Consider the following 16,696-nt stretch of genomic DNA (forward strand, 5'->3'; position numbering starts at 1 on the left):
GGTAACTCAGGCGTCTTCCGGCCGATCCTTCGGGTCGAACTGGACGATAGTGATCCAGGTGGCGGTCAGTGCCGGCTTTTTCTCGTTCTCGATCTCGATCGAAACCTCGTATGTGGTCATCAGCATGCCGGCGCCGCGGAAGCGGCTGTCGGCCAGCGTGAAGTGGCCGCGGACCCGCGCGCCACTTTTGACGGGCGACATGAAGCGGACCTTGTCGAACCCGTAGTTGATCCCCATCGTCTGTTCGCGGATTTTCGGCATGGTCTCGTAGTTCATGGCCGACAGCAGCGACAGCGACAGAAAGCCGTGGGCGATGGTGCCGCCGAATGGGCTTTCGGCCTTGGCGCGCTCTGGATCCACGTGGATAAACTGGTGATCGAGGGTCGCATCGGCGAACTGGTCGATCATTGTCTGGTTGACGGTAATCCAGTCGGAAACACCCAGTTCCTGACCGACCAGTCCTGCAACATCGGCGAGGGAAATTTCACGCATGCGCTGCTCTTTCCGTTGGTTGTGATGCGGACTCTTACAGGCTTTGAAGGACTTGGCGACAGGTTTTTGCAGTGCATCAATTTTCGATGCAAAAGCTGACCGACCGGGGGGCAAGTGCCGTATCCCACGGCTGGTTATCAGGATAACAACGCCAGTTCGGGCCGGGAAGGGCGAAGGTTTGCGGGGTGTGGCCGCGGTTGATGATGATGGCGAGCCGCGTGGCTTTTCCGGTCGTTGCATCGTCGGTTTTCAGCATGAAACCGAGGACCGGATTGGCGGGGTTTTCCCAGTCGGACACCTGCATCGGCTGGCCGCTTGGCGAGATCCATTCGATATCGCCATCGCCCGTGAGCAGGCTGGTTTCGAAGAATACGGAGAACCGTTTGCGGAGGGCTGAAAGCATTGCCGTGTGCTCGACCAGCGCCTCATCGAGCGTTGCCCAGTCCATCCAGGTGATCTCGTTATCCTGCGCATAGGCGTTGTTGTTGCCGCGCTGGGAGCGGCCGGCCTCGTCGCCCATCGTCAGCATGATCGTGCCTCGGCTGGCAAACAGCGTCGAGAGCAGGGCTTCGGCGTCCCTTCGACGGTCGGCGAGGATATCGCGGTCGCGGGTCACGCCTTCGGTGCCGTTGTTCCAGGACATGTTGTCGCCGTGACCGTCGCGGTTGTCTTCGCCGTTCGCCTCATTGTGCTTGTGCTCGTTGGACACGAGATCCATCAGCGTGAAGCCGTCATGGGCGGCGAGGAAATTGACCGTGCGCGTGTGTCCGGAGAACAGATCCGACGAGCCGGCAAGCCGGGTGGCGAGCGTGCCTGTCGTCCACTCGTCGCCGCGCCAGTAACGGCGGATGTCGTCGCGGGCGCGGTCGTTCCACTCGAGGAATTTTTCCGGAAAATTGCCGAGCTGATAGCCGCCGGGGCCGATATCCCAAGGTTCGGCGATCATGACGCGGTCTTTCAGGACCTCGTCTTCGAGCATCGCGGTCAGCGTTTCGCTATCGGCGTCGAAACCGTTCGAGGTGCGACCGAGGATCGGTGCAAGATCGAAGCGGAAGCCGTCGACGCCTGCATGAATGACGAAATGGCGCAGCGTATCGACGATCAGGCGCCGGACTTCGGGATGGTCGCAGGCGAGCGTGTTGCCGGTACCGGTGTCGTTGATGAGAAGGCCGGGCTCACCCTGCGCGTGACGATAATAGGAGAGGTTGTCGATCCCGCGCATCGACAGGGTTGCGCCGTAGCGATCGCTTTCGCCCGAATGGTTGAACACGAGATCGAGGATGACGCCGATGCCGGCCTCGTGCAGGGTGGCGACGGTGTCGCGCAGTTCCTCAACCCCGCCCGGGCAAAGGCGCGGGTCGAGCGCCATGAAGGCGATGGGATTGTAGCCCCAGCCATTGGTGAGACCCAGCGACGGGAGGTGCCGTTCGTCGATCCAGGCGGTGATTGGCATCAGCTCGATCGCGTCGACGCCGATCCTTTTGAGATGGGCGATGATCGCTGGATGCGCGAGCGCCGCGACCGTGCCGCGGATATCTTCCGGCACGTCGGGGTGGAGAATGGTGAAGGGTTTTACGGCGACTTCGTAGATCAGTCCGCCGGCGTTAAACCGCGGCGCCTCGATCTTGGCTGCGACGTGCTCCGTGACGATTGCCTTGGGCACCAGGCCGGCCGTGTCGAAGTTGAACTGCGAGAGGTTCGGATCGTAGACGAAGGGGCGGTCGAGTTCTTTGGCGTAGGGGTCGACAAGCAGTTTCGACGGGTCGAACCAGAGGCCTTTATCCGGATCGTAGATGCCATGCGCACGAAAACCATAGCGCTGGCGGGGTCTGATCGAGGGAAGGTCGATGCGGTAAAGGTTGTCGTCGCCGCGCGTCATCGGGTGGCGGGCGGTTTCCGTCTCGCCATCGGCATCGAACAGGCAGAGTTCGATCTTTTCCGCATGCTGCGACCAGACCGAGAATTCCGCCATCTTATCCAGGAGAACAGCGCCGCGTCTTTGAGCGTGTGCGTGAGACATATCGGGTTCCTTATCGCTCATCCATTTCGCCAGCGACCGTGCGTTCGCGGCTGACAATCAGCCTGCCTTCTCTCCGCTTGGTGGGAAGAAGAGACGTGTCCTATGGAAGTAGGGTCCCGTGTCGCTGCGGCAAATCCTTCTCCCCGATTGCGGGGAGAAGGTTGCTGTCGCCGGATGAGGGGCAATGTCACCCGGCAGCCTCGATCAGGTGATCACCGTCGGGGCATCCCGGCCGGAGCGCTTCTTGAGATCCGAAATCTCGTCTGCCACCGCGATCAGGTCGGCAAGCGCCGTCTGGGTCTCGATGTCGTGGCGGCTGGCATCGGGTTCGTAGCGCTCGACATAGACGCGGATCGTCGCACCCGACGTGCCGGTGCCCGAGAGGCGGAATACGACGCGTGAGCCACCTTCGAACAGGATGCGGATGCCCTGGTTCTTCGAAACGGATCCGTCGATCGGGTCGAGATAGGCGAAATCGTCAGCAAATTCGACCTTGAGTGCGCCGAAGGTCTGGCCGGGGAGCGTCGGGAGCTTTTCGCGCAGGGCCGCCACGAGAGCGTTCGCTGCATCCGAATCCACTTCCTCGTAGTCGTGGCGGGAATAGTAGTTGCGGCCGTATTCGGCCCAATGCGACTTGACGATTTCAGCGACGCTCTCGTTTCTGGCTGCCATGATATTCAGCCAGAACAGAACCGCCCAGAGGCCGTCCTTTTCGCGCACGTGGTCGGAACCGGTGCCGAAGCTTTCCTCGCCGCAGACGGTGGCCTTGCCGGCATCGAGCAGATTGCCGAAGAACTTCCAGCCGGTCGGTGTTTCGTACATGCCGATCTTCAGCTTTTCAGCCACGCGGTCGGCAGCGGCACTTGTCGGCATCGAGCGTGCAATGCCTGCAATACCCTTGGCGTAGCCCGGTGCAAGCGTCGCGTTTGCGGCGATGATCGCCAGACTGTCCGACGGTGTCACGAACATGCCCTTGCCGACGACCATGTTGCGGTCGCCGTCGCCATCGGAGGCGGCACCGAAATGCGGGCCGCTCTTGCTCATCACGTCGTCATAGAGTTCCTTGGCATGGACAAGGTTCGGGTCCGGATGATGACCGCCGAAGTCGGGAAGCGGGGTCGCGTTGCGTACCGAGCCCTCGGGCGCGCCAAGCCGGTTCTCGAAAATTTCCACGGCATAGGGGCCTGTGACGGCGCCCATCGAATCGATCGCAATGCGGACGCCGCTCGCAAGCAGGGCGCGGATTGCCACGAAGTCAAACAGCTGCTCCATCAGTTCGGCATAGTCAGCGACCGGATCGATGACCTGGACTTCCATTCCGGAGATCTTGAACGTTCCGACTTCGTCGAGGTCGATATCGGCGGAGTCGACGATCTTGTAGGTGTCGATCACCTTGGTGCGGGCATAGATCGCGTCGGTGATCTTTTCAGGCGCCGGGCCGCCGTTGCCGGTGTTGTACTTGATGCCGAAATCTTCGTTCGGGCCGCCGGGATTGTGGCTGGCCGACAGGATCAGGCCGCCGAAGGCGTGGTATTTGCGAATGATGTTGGAGGCGGCCGGCGTCGACAGGATACCGCCCTGGCCGACCATGACCTTGCCGAAGCCGGAGGCCGCGGCCATCTTGATCGCCTTCTGGATGACTTCGCGGTTGTAATAGCGGCCGTCGCCGCCGATCACCAGCGTCTTGCCGGCAAATCCCTCGAGACTGTCGAAGATCGCCTGGATGAAGTTTTCGGCGTAGTTTTCCTGGGCGAAGACGGGCACCTTCTTGCGCAGGCCGGAGGTTCCAGGCTTCTGATCCTGATAGGGCGTGGTCGATACGGTTTTGATCATCTCAAATGCCTTTTCTTGCAAGTAGGTCGGAATAGAGCGCGGCATAGAGGCCAGCACTCCTGTCCCAGGAAACGTCGGATTTCATGCCCTGCTTCTGCATTTCCGTCCAGACATCAGGGTCTTTGTAGAGACGGATGGCGCGGCGCAGGGCGCGGCCAAGATTGTCGGCTGTTGCCGGGCCGAAGGAGACACCGGTTGCGGCCTTCGCAGCGAGTGCGGCGGGGCTGGCGTCGATGACCGTGTCGTTGAGGCCACCGGTGCGGGCAACGACCGGGATGCAGCCGTAACGCAGACCGTAGAGCTGGGTGAGGCCACACGGCTCGAACCGGGAGGGGATAATGATGGCATCGGAGCCGCCCTGAAGCAGGTGAGACAGCGGCTCGTCATAGGTAGTCAGAACCGAAACGCTGCCCGGATGGCGGCCTGCAGCGGCGTGAAATGCGGTTTCGAGCGCCTGATCGCCGGAGCCGAGCACCGCCAGCCTGCCGCCGGCTTCGACAAGGTTGTCGATCTCCTGCGCCAGCAGATCCATGCCCTTCTGCGAGGTGAGGCGGGAGATGACGCAAAACAGCGGACCGTCGCTTTCGACGAGGCCGAACCGCTCCTCGATCGCCCGCTTGTTGCCGGCGCGGCTTGCAAGGCTTTCGGCACCGTAGCGGGTGTGCAGGTTGATGTCGGTTTCCGGGTCCCAGATTTCAGCGTCGATGCCGTTGACGATACCCGTCAGATCCACGGAGCGGCGGGAGAGCAGACCCTCGAGCCCCATGCCGTATTCGCCGCTCAGAATTTCCTCGGCATAGGAGGGAGAAACGGTAGAGATTGCCCAGCTCGTCTCCAGCCCGGCTTTCAAATAGCTGATGCCGCCGAAATATTCGATCCCGTCCATCGCAAAGGCATGGTCCGGCAGACCGAGAAAGGGGAAGATATCGGCGCCGAACATGCCCTGGAACGCGATGTTGTGAATGGTGATCAGCGTCGGGATTTCGGGCGTTTCCGAGTAGCGCATAAAGGCCGGAAGCATGGCCGCCTGCCAGTCATGGACATGTGCGATGTCGGGCCGCCAGCCCGCGATACCGTCCTGCGCGATGATCGCACCCGCCTTGGACAGTGCCGCGAAGCGTCTCCAGTTGTCGGGATGGTCCTTGCCCGTCTGATCGAGATAGGGGCCGCCCGGCCTGTCGAAGAACATGGTGCAGTCGAGCACCAGGAGGTCTAGCCCCTGGTGCGTGACTTCGAGGATATCGGCACTGGCACCGAGAAGGTCGTCGAAACTCATGACGAGTTTTGCATCCTTCAGCACCCGCATGACAGCCGGATAGCCCGGCATCAGGGTCTTCATCGAGACGCCCTGGCTCTTGAGTGCCAGCGGCAGTGCGCCGGCCACATCGGCGAGGCCGCCGGTTTTTACCAGCGGAAAGACTTCGGACGCGACCGACAGAACATTCATCGGAGGATCCCGTTCACAGCTCGAGCTTGTCGATCATCGCCTGGGTGATCAGGCAGATACCGCTCTCGGTGCGGCGGAAGCGCTTGGCATCGAGTTCGGGATCCTCTCCGACGATCAGGCCTTCCGGAATGGTCACGCCGTGGTCGATGATGACGTCGCGAAGCTGGGCGCGTCGTCCGATCCGCACGTTCGGCAGCACAACCGCGCCTTCGAGCTTGGAATAGGAATTGGCACGCACGCCGGTAAACAGCAGGCTTCGGTTGAGCGACGAACCGGAAATGATGCAGTCGCCGGAAATGACCGAGGATGTTGCCGAACCGCGGCGGTTTTCGTCGTCATGCACAAACTTTGCCGGTGGGGTAATTTCACCGAAGGTCCAGATCGGCCAGGACTTGTCGTAGAGATCAAGGCCGGGCACGATTTCTGTCAGGTCGATATTGGCTTGCCAGTATGCGTCCACCGTCCCTGCATCGCGCCAGTAGGGCTCGCGCTCGAAATCGGACCGGACGCAGCTATCGGCAAAGCGGTGGGCGACGGCCTTACCGTGCTCGACGATATAGGGAATGATATCCTTGCCGAAGTCCCGGCTGGAGCCTTCAGCTTCCGCGTCGCGCTTCAGCGCTTCGATCAGGAATTTGGTGTGGAAGACGTAGATGCCCATCGAGGCCAGCGCGAAATCGGGATTGCCGGGAATTCCCGGTGGGTCGGCCGGCTTTTCGACGAAATCGATGATCTCGTCCTTCTCGTTGACATGCATGACGCCGAAGCCCGTGGCTTCCATGCGCGGAACCTCGAGGCAACCGACGGTGACGTCGGCGCCGGAGTTCACGTGCTGCTGCAGCATGTACTCGTAGTCCATCTTGTAGACGTGGTCGCCGGCAAGGATGACCATGTATTCCGGCGCGTAGCCTTCGATGATGTCGATGTTCTGGAACACCGCGTCGGCCGTGCCTTCATACCATTGCGTTTCCGAAACGCGCTGGGAGGCGGGCAGGATGTCGAAGCTTTCATTGCGCTCTGAACGCAGGAAGTTCCAGCCGCGCTGCATGTGGCGGATCAGCGAATGCGCCTTGTACTGGGTCGCAACGCCGATGCGGCGGATGCCGGAATTCAGCGCGTTCGACAGCGCGAAATCGATGATGCGCGCCTTGCCGCCGAAGTAGACCGCTGGCTTGGCGCGGCGATCCGTCAGTTCCTTCAGGCGACTGCCGCGGCCGCCGGCCAGGACATAGGCCATCGCGTCGCGTGAGAGTGGCTGTATGCGTTTGTCGTTCATGGTTCTCCCTCCCGGTCGTTATTGCAATTCCAGCATGATCGTCGCCAGAGGCGGCAACGTGATGTCGGCGGTGATCGTTCCTCCCGCATTCACCGCCTGCACGCGTCCGCCATTCCCCTTGCCGGTGCCGCCATAGATCTCGGCATCGGTGTTGAGGATTTCCCGCCATCTGCCCTCGCTTGGCAAGGGAATACGGTAATTTTCCCGGTAGACCGGGGTGAAATTCGTGATCACCGCCACCGGCTTTTCCCCCGGCGCCATACGCAGCCAGGCAAACACGGAGTTTTCGGCATCATCGGCAATCAGCCAGCGGAACCCTTCGCTCTCGCAATCGCGGGCATGCAGGGCGGGCTTGGAGCGGTAGCAGAAGTTCAGATCGCGGACGAGACGGCGCATGCCTTCGTGCGGGCTGTATTGCAGCAGATTCCAGTCCAGCGACCGCTCCTCGCTCCATTCGCTCCACTGGGCAAATTCCTGGCCCATGAACAGCAGCTTCTTGCCCGGATAACCCCACATGAACCCGTAATAGGCGCGCAGATTGGCGAATTTCTGCCAGTCGTCGCCGGCCATCTTGGCGATCAGCGACCCCTTGCCGTGCACGACTTCGTCATGACTGAGGGGCAGGACAAAGTTTTCGGAATAGGCGTAGACCATGCCGAAGGTGATGGCGCTGTGGTGATGCTTGCGGTGAACAGGCTCGCGCGCGAGATAGCTCAGCGTGTCGTGCATGAAACCCATGTTCCACTTGAACCCGAAGCCGAGACCGCCTTCGTGGACCGGCGCCGAGACTTTGGGCCAGGATGTGGATTCTTCGGCAATGGTCATCACACCGGGATGATTGCCGTAGGAAAGCGAGTTCATCTTCTGCAGGAAGCGGACAGATTCCAGGTTCTCGCGGCCGCCATATTCGTTCGGCACCCATTCGCCCTCGCGGCGGGAATAGTCGAGATAGAGCATCGAGGCAACCGCATCGACACGCAGGCCATCGAGGTGGAATTTCTCCGACCAGTAGAGCGCGTTGTTGACGAGGTAGGACAGGACTTCCAGTCGGCCGAAATTGTAGATCGCCGTGTTCCAGTCGGGGTGGAAACCCTGGCGCGGATCTTCATGCTCGTAGAGTGCTGTGCCGTCGAAATGGCGCAGCCCGTGCGCGTCGACCGGGAAGTGGGCGGGCACCCAGTCGAGGATGACGCCGATGCCGACCTTGTGGCAGCCATTGACGAAGCGGGCAAAGCCTTCCGGCTCCCCGAAACGGGCCGACGGCGCGTAGAGACCGGTGGTCTGGTAGCCCCACGACGGATCATAGGGATGTTCGGTGATGGGAAGGAATTCGATATGGGTAAAGCCCATGTCGGTGCAGTAGGGGATGAGTTCGGCGGCAAGCTCGTCCCAGGAGAGGAACGAACCGTCCTGCTTGCGGCGCCACGAGCCGGCGTGAACTTCGTAGATCGAGATCGCCTGACGGCGATGATCGGCCTTTTCCCAGAATTCGCGGTGCGCCTCGTCATCCCATTTCTGCACCAGTTCCGGCGTGGTGACGGACGCTGTCTTGGGGCGCATTTCGGCGCGCCGGGCGTAAGGGTCGGCCTTGAGGGGCAGAACTTCGCCGTCGCTGCCGACGATCTCGAACTTGTAGGGGGTGCCAGCCAGGATATCGGGCGCGAAGATTTCCCAGATGCCGGTGTCTTGACGCAGCCGCATGATGTGGCGGCGGCCATCCCAGGTGTTGAAATCGCCAACGACAGAAACGCGCTTGGCATTCGGTGCCCAGACGGCGAAATGATATCCCTCGACGCCCTCGTGCTTGAGGGGATGGGCGCCCATCTTGTCGAACAGGCGCAGATGCGATCCCTCGCGGACGAAATAATCGTCCATCGGTCCCAGAACCGGGCCGAACGAGTAGGGGTCCGTCACCGCCCACTCGTCATCACCGCGGCGGGCGCGGTAACGGACGGGCTGGCGTTGCGAGGCGGAGACGATGCCTTCGAAATAACCGGCTTCGTGGCGGCAGGTGAGTTCGCCCAGTTCCGTGCCGTTCAGCGCCGTGGCCGTGACGGCCTCGGCGCCGGGGATGAAACAGCGGACCCTGTAGACGTCCCCGACCTTGTGCAGGCCGAGAACGGCAAAGAGGTTTGTATGCCTGCCTTCCAAAATCGCCTCGATCTCGGATAACGGGATTTCTCCAGGAGCTCTCCCGTCATCGAGCGTACGCGGCGCTTTTGTCATCAGGCTCTCCAGATTTCCGACGCGTATTGGCGAATGGTTCTATCGGAGGAGAACCAACCCATGCGGGCGGTGTTGAGAATAGTCTTCGAATACCATGATTTAGGGTCCGACCAGATTTGGTCAACGCTGCGCTGCGCTGCTGCATAGGCATCGAAGTCGGCGGCAACCATGAACCAGTCGTGATTGTAGATCCCGTCCATCAGGACCGTGAAACGCGACCGGTCATCCGGAGAGAACACGCCTGTCGCGATGGCATTCAGGGCCTGTGCAAGTTCCGGAGACTGGTCGATAACGGCGCGGGGATCGTGGCCCTCGTCGCGGACCTTCTGCACCTCGTCCGCTTTCAGGCCGAAGATGACGATGTTGTCTTCCCCGACATGGTCGCGCATTTCGACATTGGCGCCGTCGAGCGTGCCGATCGTCAGTGCCCCGTTCAGGGCAAACTTCATGTTGCCGGTTCCCGACGCTTCCATGCCGGCCGTCGAGATCTGCTCGGAAAGATCGGCCGCGGGGACCATGATCTCGGCGAGAGACACGTTGTAGTTCGGTATGAAGACGATCTTCAGGAGACCGCGCACCGATGGGTCGTTGTTGATGACGCGAGCGACGTCGTTGGCCAGCTTGATGATCAGCTTGGCGTTGTGGTAGCTCGGCGCCGCCTTGCCGGCGAACAGTTTGACACGCGGCACCCAATCGAGTTCCGGATGCGAGCGGATCTGGTCGTAAAGCGCTACCGCCTCGATGATGTTGAGGAGCTGGCGCTTGTATTCGTGGATGCGCTTGATCTGGATGTCGAACATGGCCGACGGATCGAGCCTGATGCCCATGCGGCTGCCGACCAGATTGGCGAGTGCGATCTTGTTGGTGCGCTTGATCGCTGCAAACTTGTCCTGGAACGAGCTGTCGCTTGAGAATTTCTCAAGATCTGTCAGCGCCTCGGTGTCATCAAGGAATTTGTCGCCGATGGCGTCCTGGATCAACGATGTGAGGCCCGGATTGCACTGCATCAGCCAGCGGCGAGGGGTGATGCCGTTGGTCTTGTTGTTGATGCGTGTGGGATAGAGCGTGTGCAGGTCCTGGAACACAGTGACCTTCATCAGGTCCGTATGCAGGGCCGAGACGCCGTTGATCGAATGCGAGCCGACGAAGGCAAGGTTGCCCATGCGCACGCGGCGCTCGCCGCCCTCGTCGATCAGCGAGATCGAACGGATCTGGGTTTCGGAGAAATTCTTCAGCTTGCGCGCTTCGAGCAAGATCTTGGTGTTGATCGCATAAACGAGCTGCATGTGGCGCGGCAGCAGGCGCTCGAACAACGGTACCGGCCAGCTTTCCAGCGCCTCGGGCAGAAGCGTGTGGTTGGTGTAGGAGAAGGTCTTGCGGACGATTTCCCAGCTCTCGTCGAAATCCACGCCGTGGATGTCGACCAGAAGGCGCATCAGTTCTCCGATCGAGATCGCCGGGTGGGTGTCGTTGAGCTGGATCGCGACCTTGTCGGGAAGATTGGTGAAGTCCGGATACTGCTGCAGGTGGCGGCGCAGGATGTCCTGGAGCGAGGCGGACGAGAAGAAGAATTCCTGGCGCAGGCGCAGTTCCTGGCCGGCCGGGTTGGCATCGGCCGGGTAGAGAACGCGGGTCAGGCTTTCGGCCTTGTTGCTCTCGCGCAGCGCACCGATGTGGTCGCCGGCGTTGAAGGCATCGAGCAGGATCGGATCGATCGGCTGGGCCGACCAGAGGCGCAGCGTGTTGACGCGCTTGCCGCGCCAGCCGACGATCGGCGTGTCGTAGGCCATGGCGATGACGCGCTCGGCTGGCTTCCAGACGTAGCGCGGCGCATCGTCGTAACCGCCGACGGTGTCCACCGTGCCGCCGAAGCCGATTTCGTAGGAGCTTTCGCGGCGCTCGAATTCCCAGGGGTTGCCGTGGGCGAGCCAGGTTTCCGGCAGTTCCACCTGCCAGCCATCGGCCATCTGCTGACGGAACAGGCCGTGGACGTAGCGGATACCGTAGCCATAGGCCGGGATCTCGACGGTTGCCATGCTCTCCATGAAACAGGCGGCGAGACGGCCGAGGCCGCCGTTGCCGAGGGCTGCATCGGGTTCGAGGCCGGCAATGACAGCCACATCGACGCCGAGCGATGTCAGCGCATCGCGAATTTCCGACATCAGGCCGAGATTGCTGACGGCATCGCGCATCAGGCGGCCGATTAGGAATTCCAGCGATAGATAGTAAACGCGCTTCTCGCCTGTCTTGTAGACCTTGCGGGTCGAATCCATCCACCGGTCGATAATGCGGTCGCGCACCACGAGGATCGTTGCGGTCAGCCAGTCATGCGGCTTGGCGACCTGCGCATCCTTGCCGATCCGGTAGGTCAGGCGCTCGATGATCTCCTCTGCCATGATTTCAGGCCGGGAGCTGCGTGGTGCCGGAAAGGGGAGTTCGACGTTAGAAGAGGTCTTGTCCATGTCGCGCTAACTTTCTGGTTAAGCGTGAGAATTGCGTCCGATTCGGACCCTCGTTGAAGATCTGGGAAACCAGTTATGCACCGTTACGAAACGCTTGCAACGGGCAATGATATTGGTCTTGAAATATGTCATGGGCATGTAAAATCGCAAAAAAGCAAAACCCCGCCGGTTGGACGGGGTTCTGCAAATAATCAAACGTTCCGAGAGACTTAGACTGCCGCCTAGTTGGTGAGGCGAACCGCGGATTTTGCCGCCTTGTTGGCGATATCGCCGAACGCGTTGACGAGATCGGTCATGTCTTCAGGCTCGTAATAGTAGTCGCTGGCGCTTGCGCAGGTGCTCAGCAGCGACTTGCCCTTGTCCGGCGCCATGAAGGCAACGGTGAAGATCTTGATGCCATCGGCCTTGGCGGTTTCGCACTGGCTGCGCACTGTTCTGTCCAGCGCCGGATTCCAGTTGGCGCTTTTGCCGGTCATTTCGCCATCCGTCATCAGCACGATGTAGCGGTTGAAGGTGGCATTGCCCTTGGCCGTATGCGCCGTTGCCTCGGTCGTGTTGCTCGATTTCAGCGCATTCAGTGCGAGGGTCATCGCGCCGCTGGCATCGGTGCCGCCGGTCGGAACACTTGGAAGCGCCGCCACGTACTTGGCAGCCTCGGTCGTGCCCCATGTCATCGGTGTCGGAGACTGCGTCTCATCGGTGTAGGAAACCGCACCGACACGGATCAGCGTATTTTTCGGGTCGGACGTCTTCAGCGACGTGAACAGCCCCGTTGCCGCCGTCTGCAGGGCCTCGATCTTGCGGATGTAGCAGGGCCAGTAGAAGGCGACCGACGGCCAGTCAGCGTTGGTGTAGTTGTCACAGTAGGACCGCAGTGTATTCCTGTCGCTGGTGACAAAGGACATCGAGCCGGACCGGTCAAGCGCCAGGTACATCGAGATGCCGTTGGTCGTTTCCGAACTGCTGGATGCCGTGGCCGCAATATTCAGCGTGATGGACTGGCCGCCGATCATGCTGGTGATCGGGTTCAGCTTCATCGTGTACTTGGTGTTGAGCGCCACCGTATAGCCCTTGCTGGAAGCGCTGTTGTTGGTGGTCTTGGCGCTGACGGCGGTGGCCTTGCGGATCGCCTCCTGCTGCGCTGCCTTTTCTTCAGGTGTGGCGTTCGCGTCTATGCCATTGGCAAGGATCTGGCCGGCGAGGTAGTCGGTCGCCAGTTCCTGGGCGTCCTTCTCGTTCATGCCTTTCTGGGCCATCGATGAGGCAGCTGCCAGTGCCGCGGAATCCGCCAGACCCTGCATCTTGCTCTTGATCTGCATGGCATTGGTGAAATCAAGCGCGACGCCCGCCGAACCCAGGAGGATGGGCAGGAGCACCGCTGTCATAAGGCCGAAATTTCCGTCGCGGTTCTTGGCAAACCGCGTCCAAATTGATGCTGTCATCGCACTTACCCCCGTGCCGTAACCGCGCAACTCATTTGCACTAACACGTGGTCTTGATACCGCGGAGCGGGTGGAGGAACCGCTAAATCAACCCTTAAAAATTGAACCAACACGACGATTCAGCGCCAAAACGGGTCTATCTGACCGGTATCACATCAACCGCCTGGATGATCTTTCGATTTCCGTAACCTTTGAGCACGCCGATGACAGGTGCGATATCGGAATAGTCACGGCCGTAGGCAACCACGATATGGTCGGTGCCGGCCATGATGTCGTTGGTGGGGTCCAGTTCGACATAGCCGACCGCCTCGCCGCACCAGACCTTGACCCAGGCATGCATTGCGTCGGCGCCTTCCAGCCGCTCCTTGCCCGGGGGCGGGAGAGTGCGCAGAAAACCCGAAACATAGCCTGCGGGAATGCCGAGGCTGCGCAGCGCGGTGATCATGATATGGGCGAAGTCTTGGCAGACGCCGCGCTTCAGCTTGAAGGCCTCGCGCGGGGTTGTGTCGACCTTGGTCGCCTTGGAGTCATACTTGAAGTCGTCGTAGATGCGGGTGCAGAGCTCCTTTGCGATCTCCAGCACCGTCTGGCCCGGCTTGACGACGTCGCGGGCATAGGCGGCAATCTGCGGATCTTCGGGCAGGCGAGGGCTTGCGCCGGTCAGGTTGTGCGGCGAGCTGCCGTCGACGCTAAGATACGCTGCAAGCTCCCGCCTCAAGCCATCGAGCCGTGGCGACAGATCCGCGGAGATCGTCGGGGTCTCGACCATGACGCGCGCCTGCATACGGATGTCGAACCGCTCATGCGACGCGCGCAGCAGGATTGAGGTCGCCTGCTGGCCGAAGAAATCGATGAAGGTGGATTTCTCCTCTGCGTTCGGCGTGACGGTGATCGTGCCTGCAATCAGCCGCTGGCGGCCGGGCAGCGACAGCGGCAGGACGCGGATCACGTGCCGTGCGATCGAGGCCGGCTGGTCATAGACATAGCCCATGTGCATGGAGAGGTCGTAAAGCATGGCGTGTCCTCTCCCGCTCAGTTGAAATAGGTTCGGGCGAGAATATCGGAAAGCCGTTCAAGCTCCTGCTCGAGCTTGCGGTAAACCTCCACATCCATGCCCTCGGGGGTCATGACCGCAAGGCCCGAATGCAGCCGCATCGCTTCCCTGTAGAAGGGCGACATCTGGCCGTTGAAAACGGCATTGGGCAGTTGCTCGACCTCGGTGCGGATCTCGGCCAGCTGGAACAGGATGGAGCGCGGGTTGAGCGGATCGAGCGCCAGGAGGTCGGCGACCGTCAGCCGCGCGGTGTTGACGTTGTAGCGGCGCCGGTGGGTCATGACGCTGTCGCCGATTTCGAGCAGCATGTCCAGCGAACCGTCCGGGGCGTCCGGGCCGGACATGTGGGCGAGCAGCCGCGTCATATGAAGGCCGCGTTCGAGGTAGCGACCGATGGAAAGAAAGCGCCAGCCGGTGAAGCGATACATGTTTTCATGCACGAGACCGGCAAAACCCGCCAGCTTGCGCAGAAGGATGGTGCTGGCATGGGCGGCATCGTCGCCCGGTTGTGCGGTTTCATGAAAGCGCTTGGTGGTCTTGGCAAGATCCGTGAGGGCCAGCCAGCCATCCGGCGAAAAGCGGTCGCGGATGTTGCTGGCCGAATAGATGGCGCTGTTGAGGTGGGACAGAAGCGGCGCCGGCACGGCCTTCGCCATGTCCATATCGATCGATTTCAGATAACCGGCGACGTCGACCAGAAGCGGCGCGTCCGGATCTGCGGATTCCGCATATCGCAGGTGCCAGGAGCGCAGGATGCGCAACGCACCTTCGGAGCGCTCGATATAGCGGCCGAGCCAGAAGAGATTGTCGGCGGCGCGCGACGGTAGCGAACCCGGCATGTTGCGGGTAAAGCTTTCTTCGGGCGGCAGCAGGGTCGGCTTGTCGACGGGCTTGTCGGAAACGATCCAGACATCGGCCGCGGTGCCGCCGGCCTGCATGGCGATTGCGGCCACGTCGTCGCCGGAGCCGATACGGGCAAAACCGCCGGGCATAAGCTGCCAGCCATCTTCGGTGCGGGCGGCAAAGACGCGCAGCGACATCGGACGCGGCACCAGCTTGCCTTCGACATAGGCAGGCGTGGTCGACAGTGTCACGACTTCCTGTCCGACGAGCTTGGCGCCTTCGCTCGACAGCCATTCGCCGATCGATTCCTTTGCGGTCTCCCTCAGGGCTGATCCGAGGACGGACTGGCCGTTGTCGTCGAAGAAGGGCAGGCCGGAATAGGCCGGACCGATCACCATCCGACCGATATTCTTGGCCACATGGTCCCGCTCGGCCTTCTGGCCGCACCACCAGGTCGCGATCGACGGCATGATCGGCGCTTCGCCGAGAAGGCGGCGGCAGATGGCGGGCATGAAGGCGAGCAGCGCCCGGGTTTCGAGAATGCCGGAGCCGAGCGCATTGACGAGTGTCAGCGACCCGGACCGCAGCGCCTGCACCATGCCGGGCGTGCCGATATGGGAGCTCTGGTTCAATTCCATCGGATCGGCGTAGGATGCGTCGAGGCGGCGCCAGAGAACGCCGATGGGTTTCAGACCCGCAGCAGTGCGGACCATGACGCGGTTGTTGAGAACGGTCAGGTCCTCGCCTTCCAGCAGCATGAAACCGAGATAGCGGGCGATATAGGCGTGTTCGAAATAGGTTTCGTTGGCGGGGCCGGGGGAAAGAACCGCGATCCGGTCGTCGGGATATTGCTTGTGGCTCTGCAGCGCATCGCGGAACGCGCCGAAGAAGGAGGCGAGGCGGTGGACATGGCTTTCGGCATAGATATCCGACAGCGCGCGTGTGGTGGCGACGCGGTTTTCGAGAGCAAAGCCTGCGCCTGACGGGGCCTGCGTGCGGTCTGCCAGAACCCACCAGTCGCCATCCGGGCCGCGGCCGATTTCGAACGAACAGAAATGCAGGTAGTGGCCGCTGACCGGCTTTATGCCCACCAGCGGACGCAGAAACTCCGGGTTGCCGGCGACGAGCTGCGGCGGCAGGAAGCCTTCCTCGACCAGCTTGTTGTCGCCATAGATATCGGCAAGCATCGCTTCCAGAAGGTCGGCGCGTTGCTTGAGGCCGCGGGAAATTTCTTCCCATTCCTTTTCCGCGATCAGGACCGGAATATGGCTGATCGGCCAGGCACGTTCGCCGCTGCCGCTTCCGGCCGTGGAGCCGGGTGCGGCATAGGTTCGGTAGAACACGCCGGCATCGCGCAGGTAGCGGTCGGCGCGGGCAAAGCGTTCATGCAGCTCGGCTTCCGAGAGACGGCTCAGATGCGCGATCAGGTTCTCCCAGACCGGCTTGATGCGACCTTCGGCGTCCAGCATCTCGTCGGTGACGCCGGCCAAGGCCGCGTAGCCGAGGATCGGGTCAATGCCGATCTCGCCAACGCCTGTCTCGCCAATGGCGGCTTCCGCCTTGGCGTGCTCTGTTGCCGGTCCGTTGGACATGGCTTGCTG

At 61.5% G+C, this 16,696-nt stretch carries 10 protein-coding genes; all 10 read right to left on the reverse strand.

Features of this window, described 5'->3' with window-relative positions; translation table 11 throughout:
* Nucleotides 1-6: 6 nt before the first annotated feature.
* The 10 genes from ACQY1L_RS01800 to ACQY1L_RS01845 all read right to left on the reverse strand — a co-directional run bounded on the left by ACQY1L_RS01800 (nucleotide 7) and on the right by ACQY1L_RS01845 (nucleotide 16,687).
* Nucleotides 7-492, reverse strand: a complete 486-nt coding sequence (locus tag ACQY1L_RS01800) for a MaoC family dehydratase (protein WP_062461045.1) — start codon at nucleotides 490-492, stop codon at nucleotides 7-9.
* 76 nt (nucleotides 493-568) lie between these two features.
* Nucleotides 569-2,512 (reverse strand): glycogen debranching protein GlgX, encoded by a 1,944-nt coding sequence (gene glgX, locus ACQY1L_RS01805; protein ID WP_430242376.1) that lies wholly within the window; start codon nucleotides 2,510-2,512, stop codon nucleotides 569-571.
* 204 nt (nucleotides 2,513-2,716) lie between these two features.
* Nucleotides 2,717-4,345, reverse strand: a complete 1,629-nt coding sequence (locus tag ACQY1L_RS01810; RefSeq protein ID WP_184654408.1) for an alpha-D-glucose phosphate-specific phosphoglucomutase — start codon at nucleotides 4,343-4,345, stop codon at nucleotides 2,717-2,719.
* A gap of 1 nt (nucleotide 4,346) precedes the next feature.
* Nucleotides 4,347-5,792: a glycogen synthase GlgA gene (gene glgA / locus ACQY1L_RS01815; protein ID WP_430242378.1), complete on the reverse strand. Its 1,446-nt coding sequence runs from the start codon at nucleotides 5,790-5,792 to the stop codon at nucleotides 4,347-4,349.
* A 13-nt stretch (nucleotides 5,793-5,805) separates the two neighbouring features.
* On the reverse strand, nucleotides 5,806-7,068 hold the full coding sequence (glgC, locus tag ACQY1L_RS01820) for a glucose-1-phosphate adenylyltransferase (RefSeq protein WP_062461037.1): 1,263 nt from the start codon (nucleotides 7,066-7,068) through the stop codon (nucleotides 5,806-5,808).
* 18 nt (nucleotides 7,069-7,086) lie between these two features.
* Nucleotides 7,087-9,294 (reverse strand): 1,4-alpha-glucan branching protein GlgB, encoded by a 2,208-nt coding sequence (gene glgB / locus ACQY1L_RS01825; protein WP_209901908.1) that lies wholly within the window; start codon nucleotides 9,292-9,294, stop codon nucleotides 7,087-7,089.
* The gene (locus ACQY1L_RS01830; protein WP_062461031.1) at nucleotides 9,294-11,756 is read right to left on the reverse strand and encodes a glycogen/starch/alpha-glucan phosphorylase; all 2,463 of its coding nucleotides are present in this window, start codon (nucleotides 11,754-11,756) and stop codon (nucleotides 9,294-9,296) included. The genes glgB and ACQY1L_RS01830 overlap by 1 nt, the downstream gene beginning before the upstream one ends.
* A 221-nt stretch (nucleotides 11,757-11,977) precedes the next feature.
* Nucleotides 11,978-13,198, reverse strand: coding sequence for a vWA domain-containing protein (locus tag ACQY1L_RS01835; RefSeq protein WP_062461028.1), 1,221 nt, complete (start codon nucleotides 13,196-13,198; stop codon nucleotides 11,978-11,980).
* 136 nt (nucleotides 13,199-13,334) lie between these two features.
* Nucleotides 13,335-14,213, reverse strand: coding sequence for a transglutaminase family protein (locus ACQY1L_RS01840; RefSeq protein WP_430242381.1), 879 nt, complete (start codon nucleotides 14,211-14,213; stop codon nucleotides 13,335-13,337).
* A gap of 17 nt (nucleotides 14,214-14,230) precedes the next feature.
* The gene (locus tag ACQY1L_RS01845; protein ID WP_113167163.1) at nucleotides 14,231-16,687 is read right to left on the reverse strand and encodes a circularly permuted type 2 ATP-grasp protein; all 2,457 of its coding nucleotides are present in this window, start codon (nucleotides 16,685-16,687) and stop codon (nucleotides 14,231-14,233) included.
* Nucleotides 16,688-16,696 lie beyond the last annotated feature (9 nt).

It is taken from the genome of Neorhizobium sp. DAR64862/K0K3 (assembly GCF_050500185.1).
In the GTDB taxonomy this organism is placed as follows: domain Bacteria; phylum Pseudomonadota; class Alphaproteobacteria; order Rhizobiales; family Rhizobiaceae; genus Neorhizobium; species Neorhizobium soli.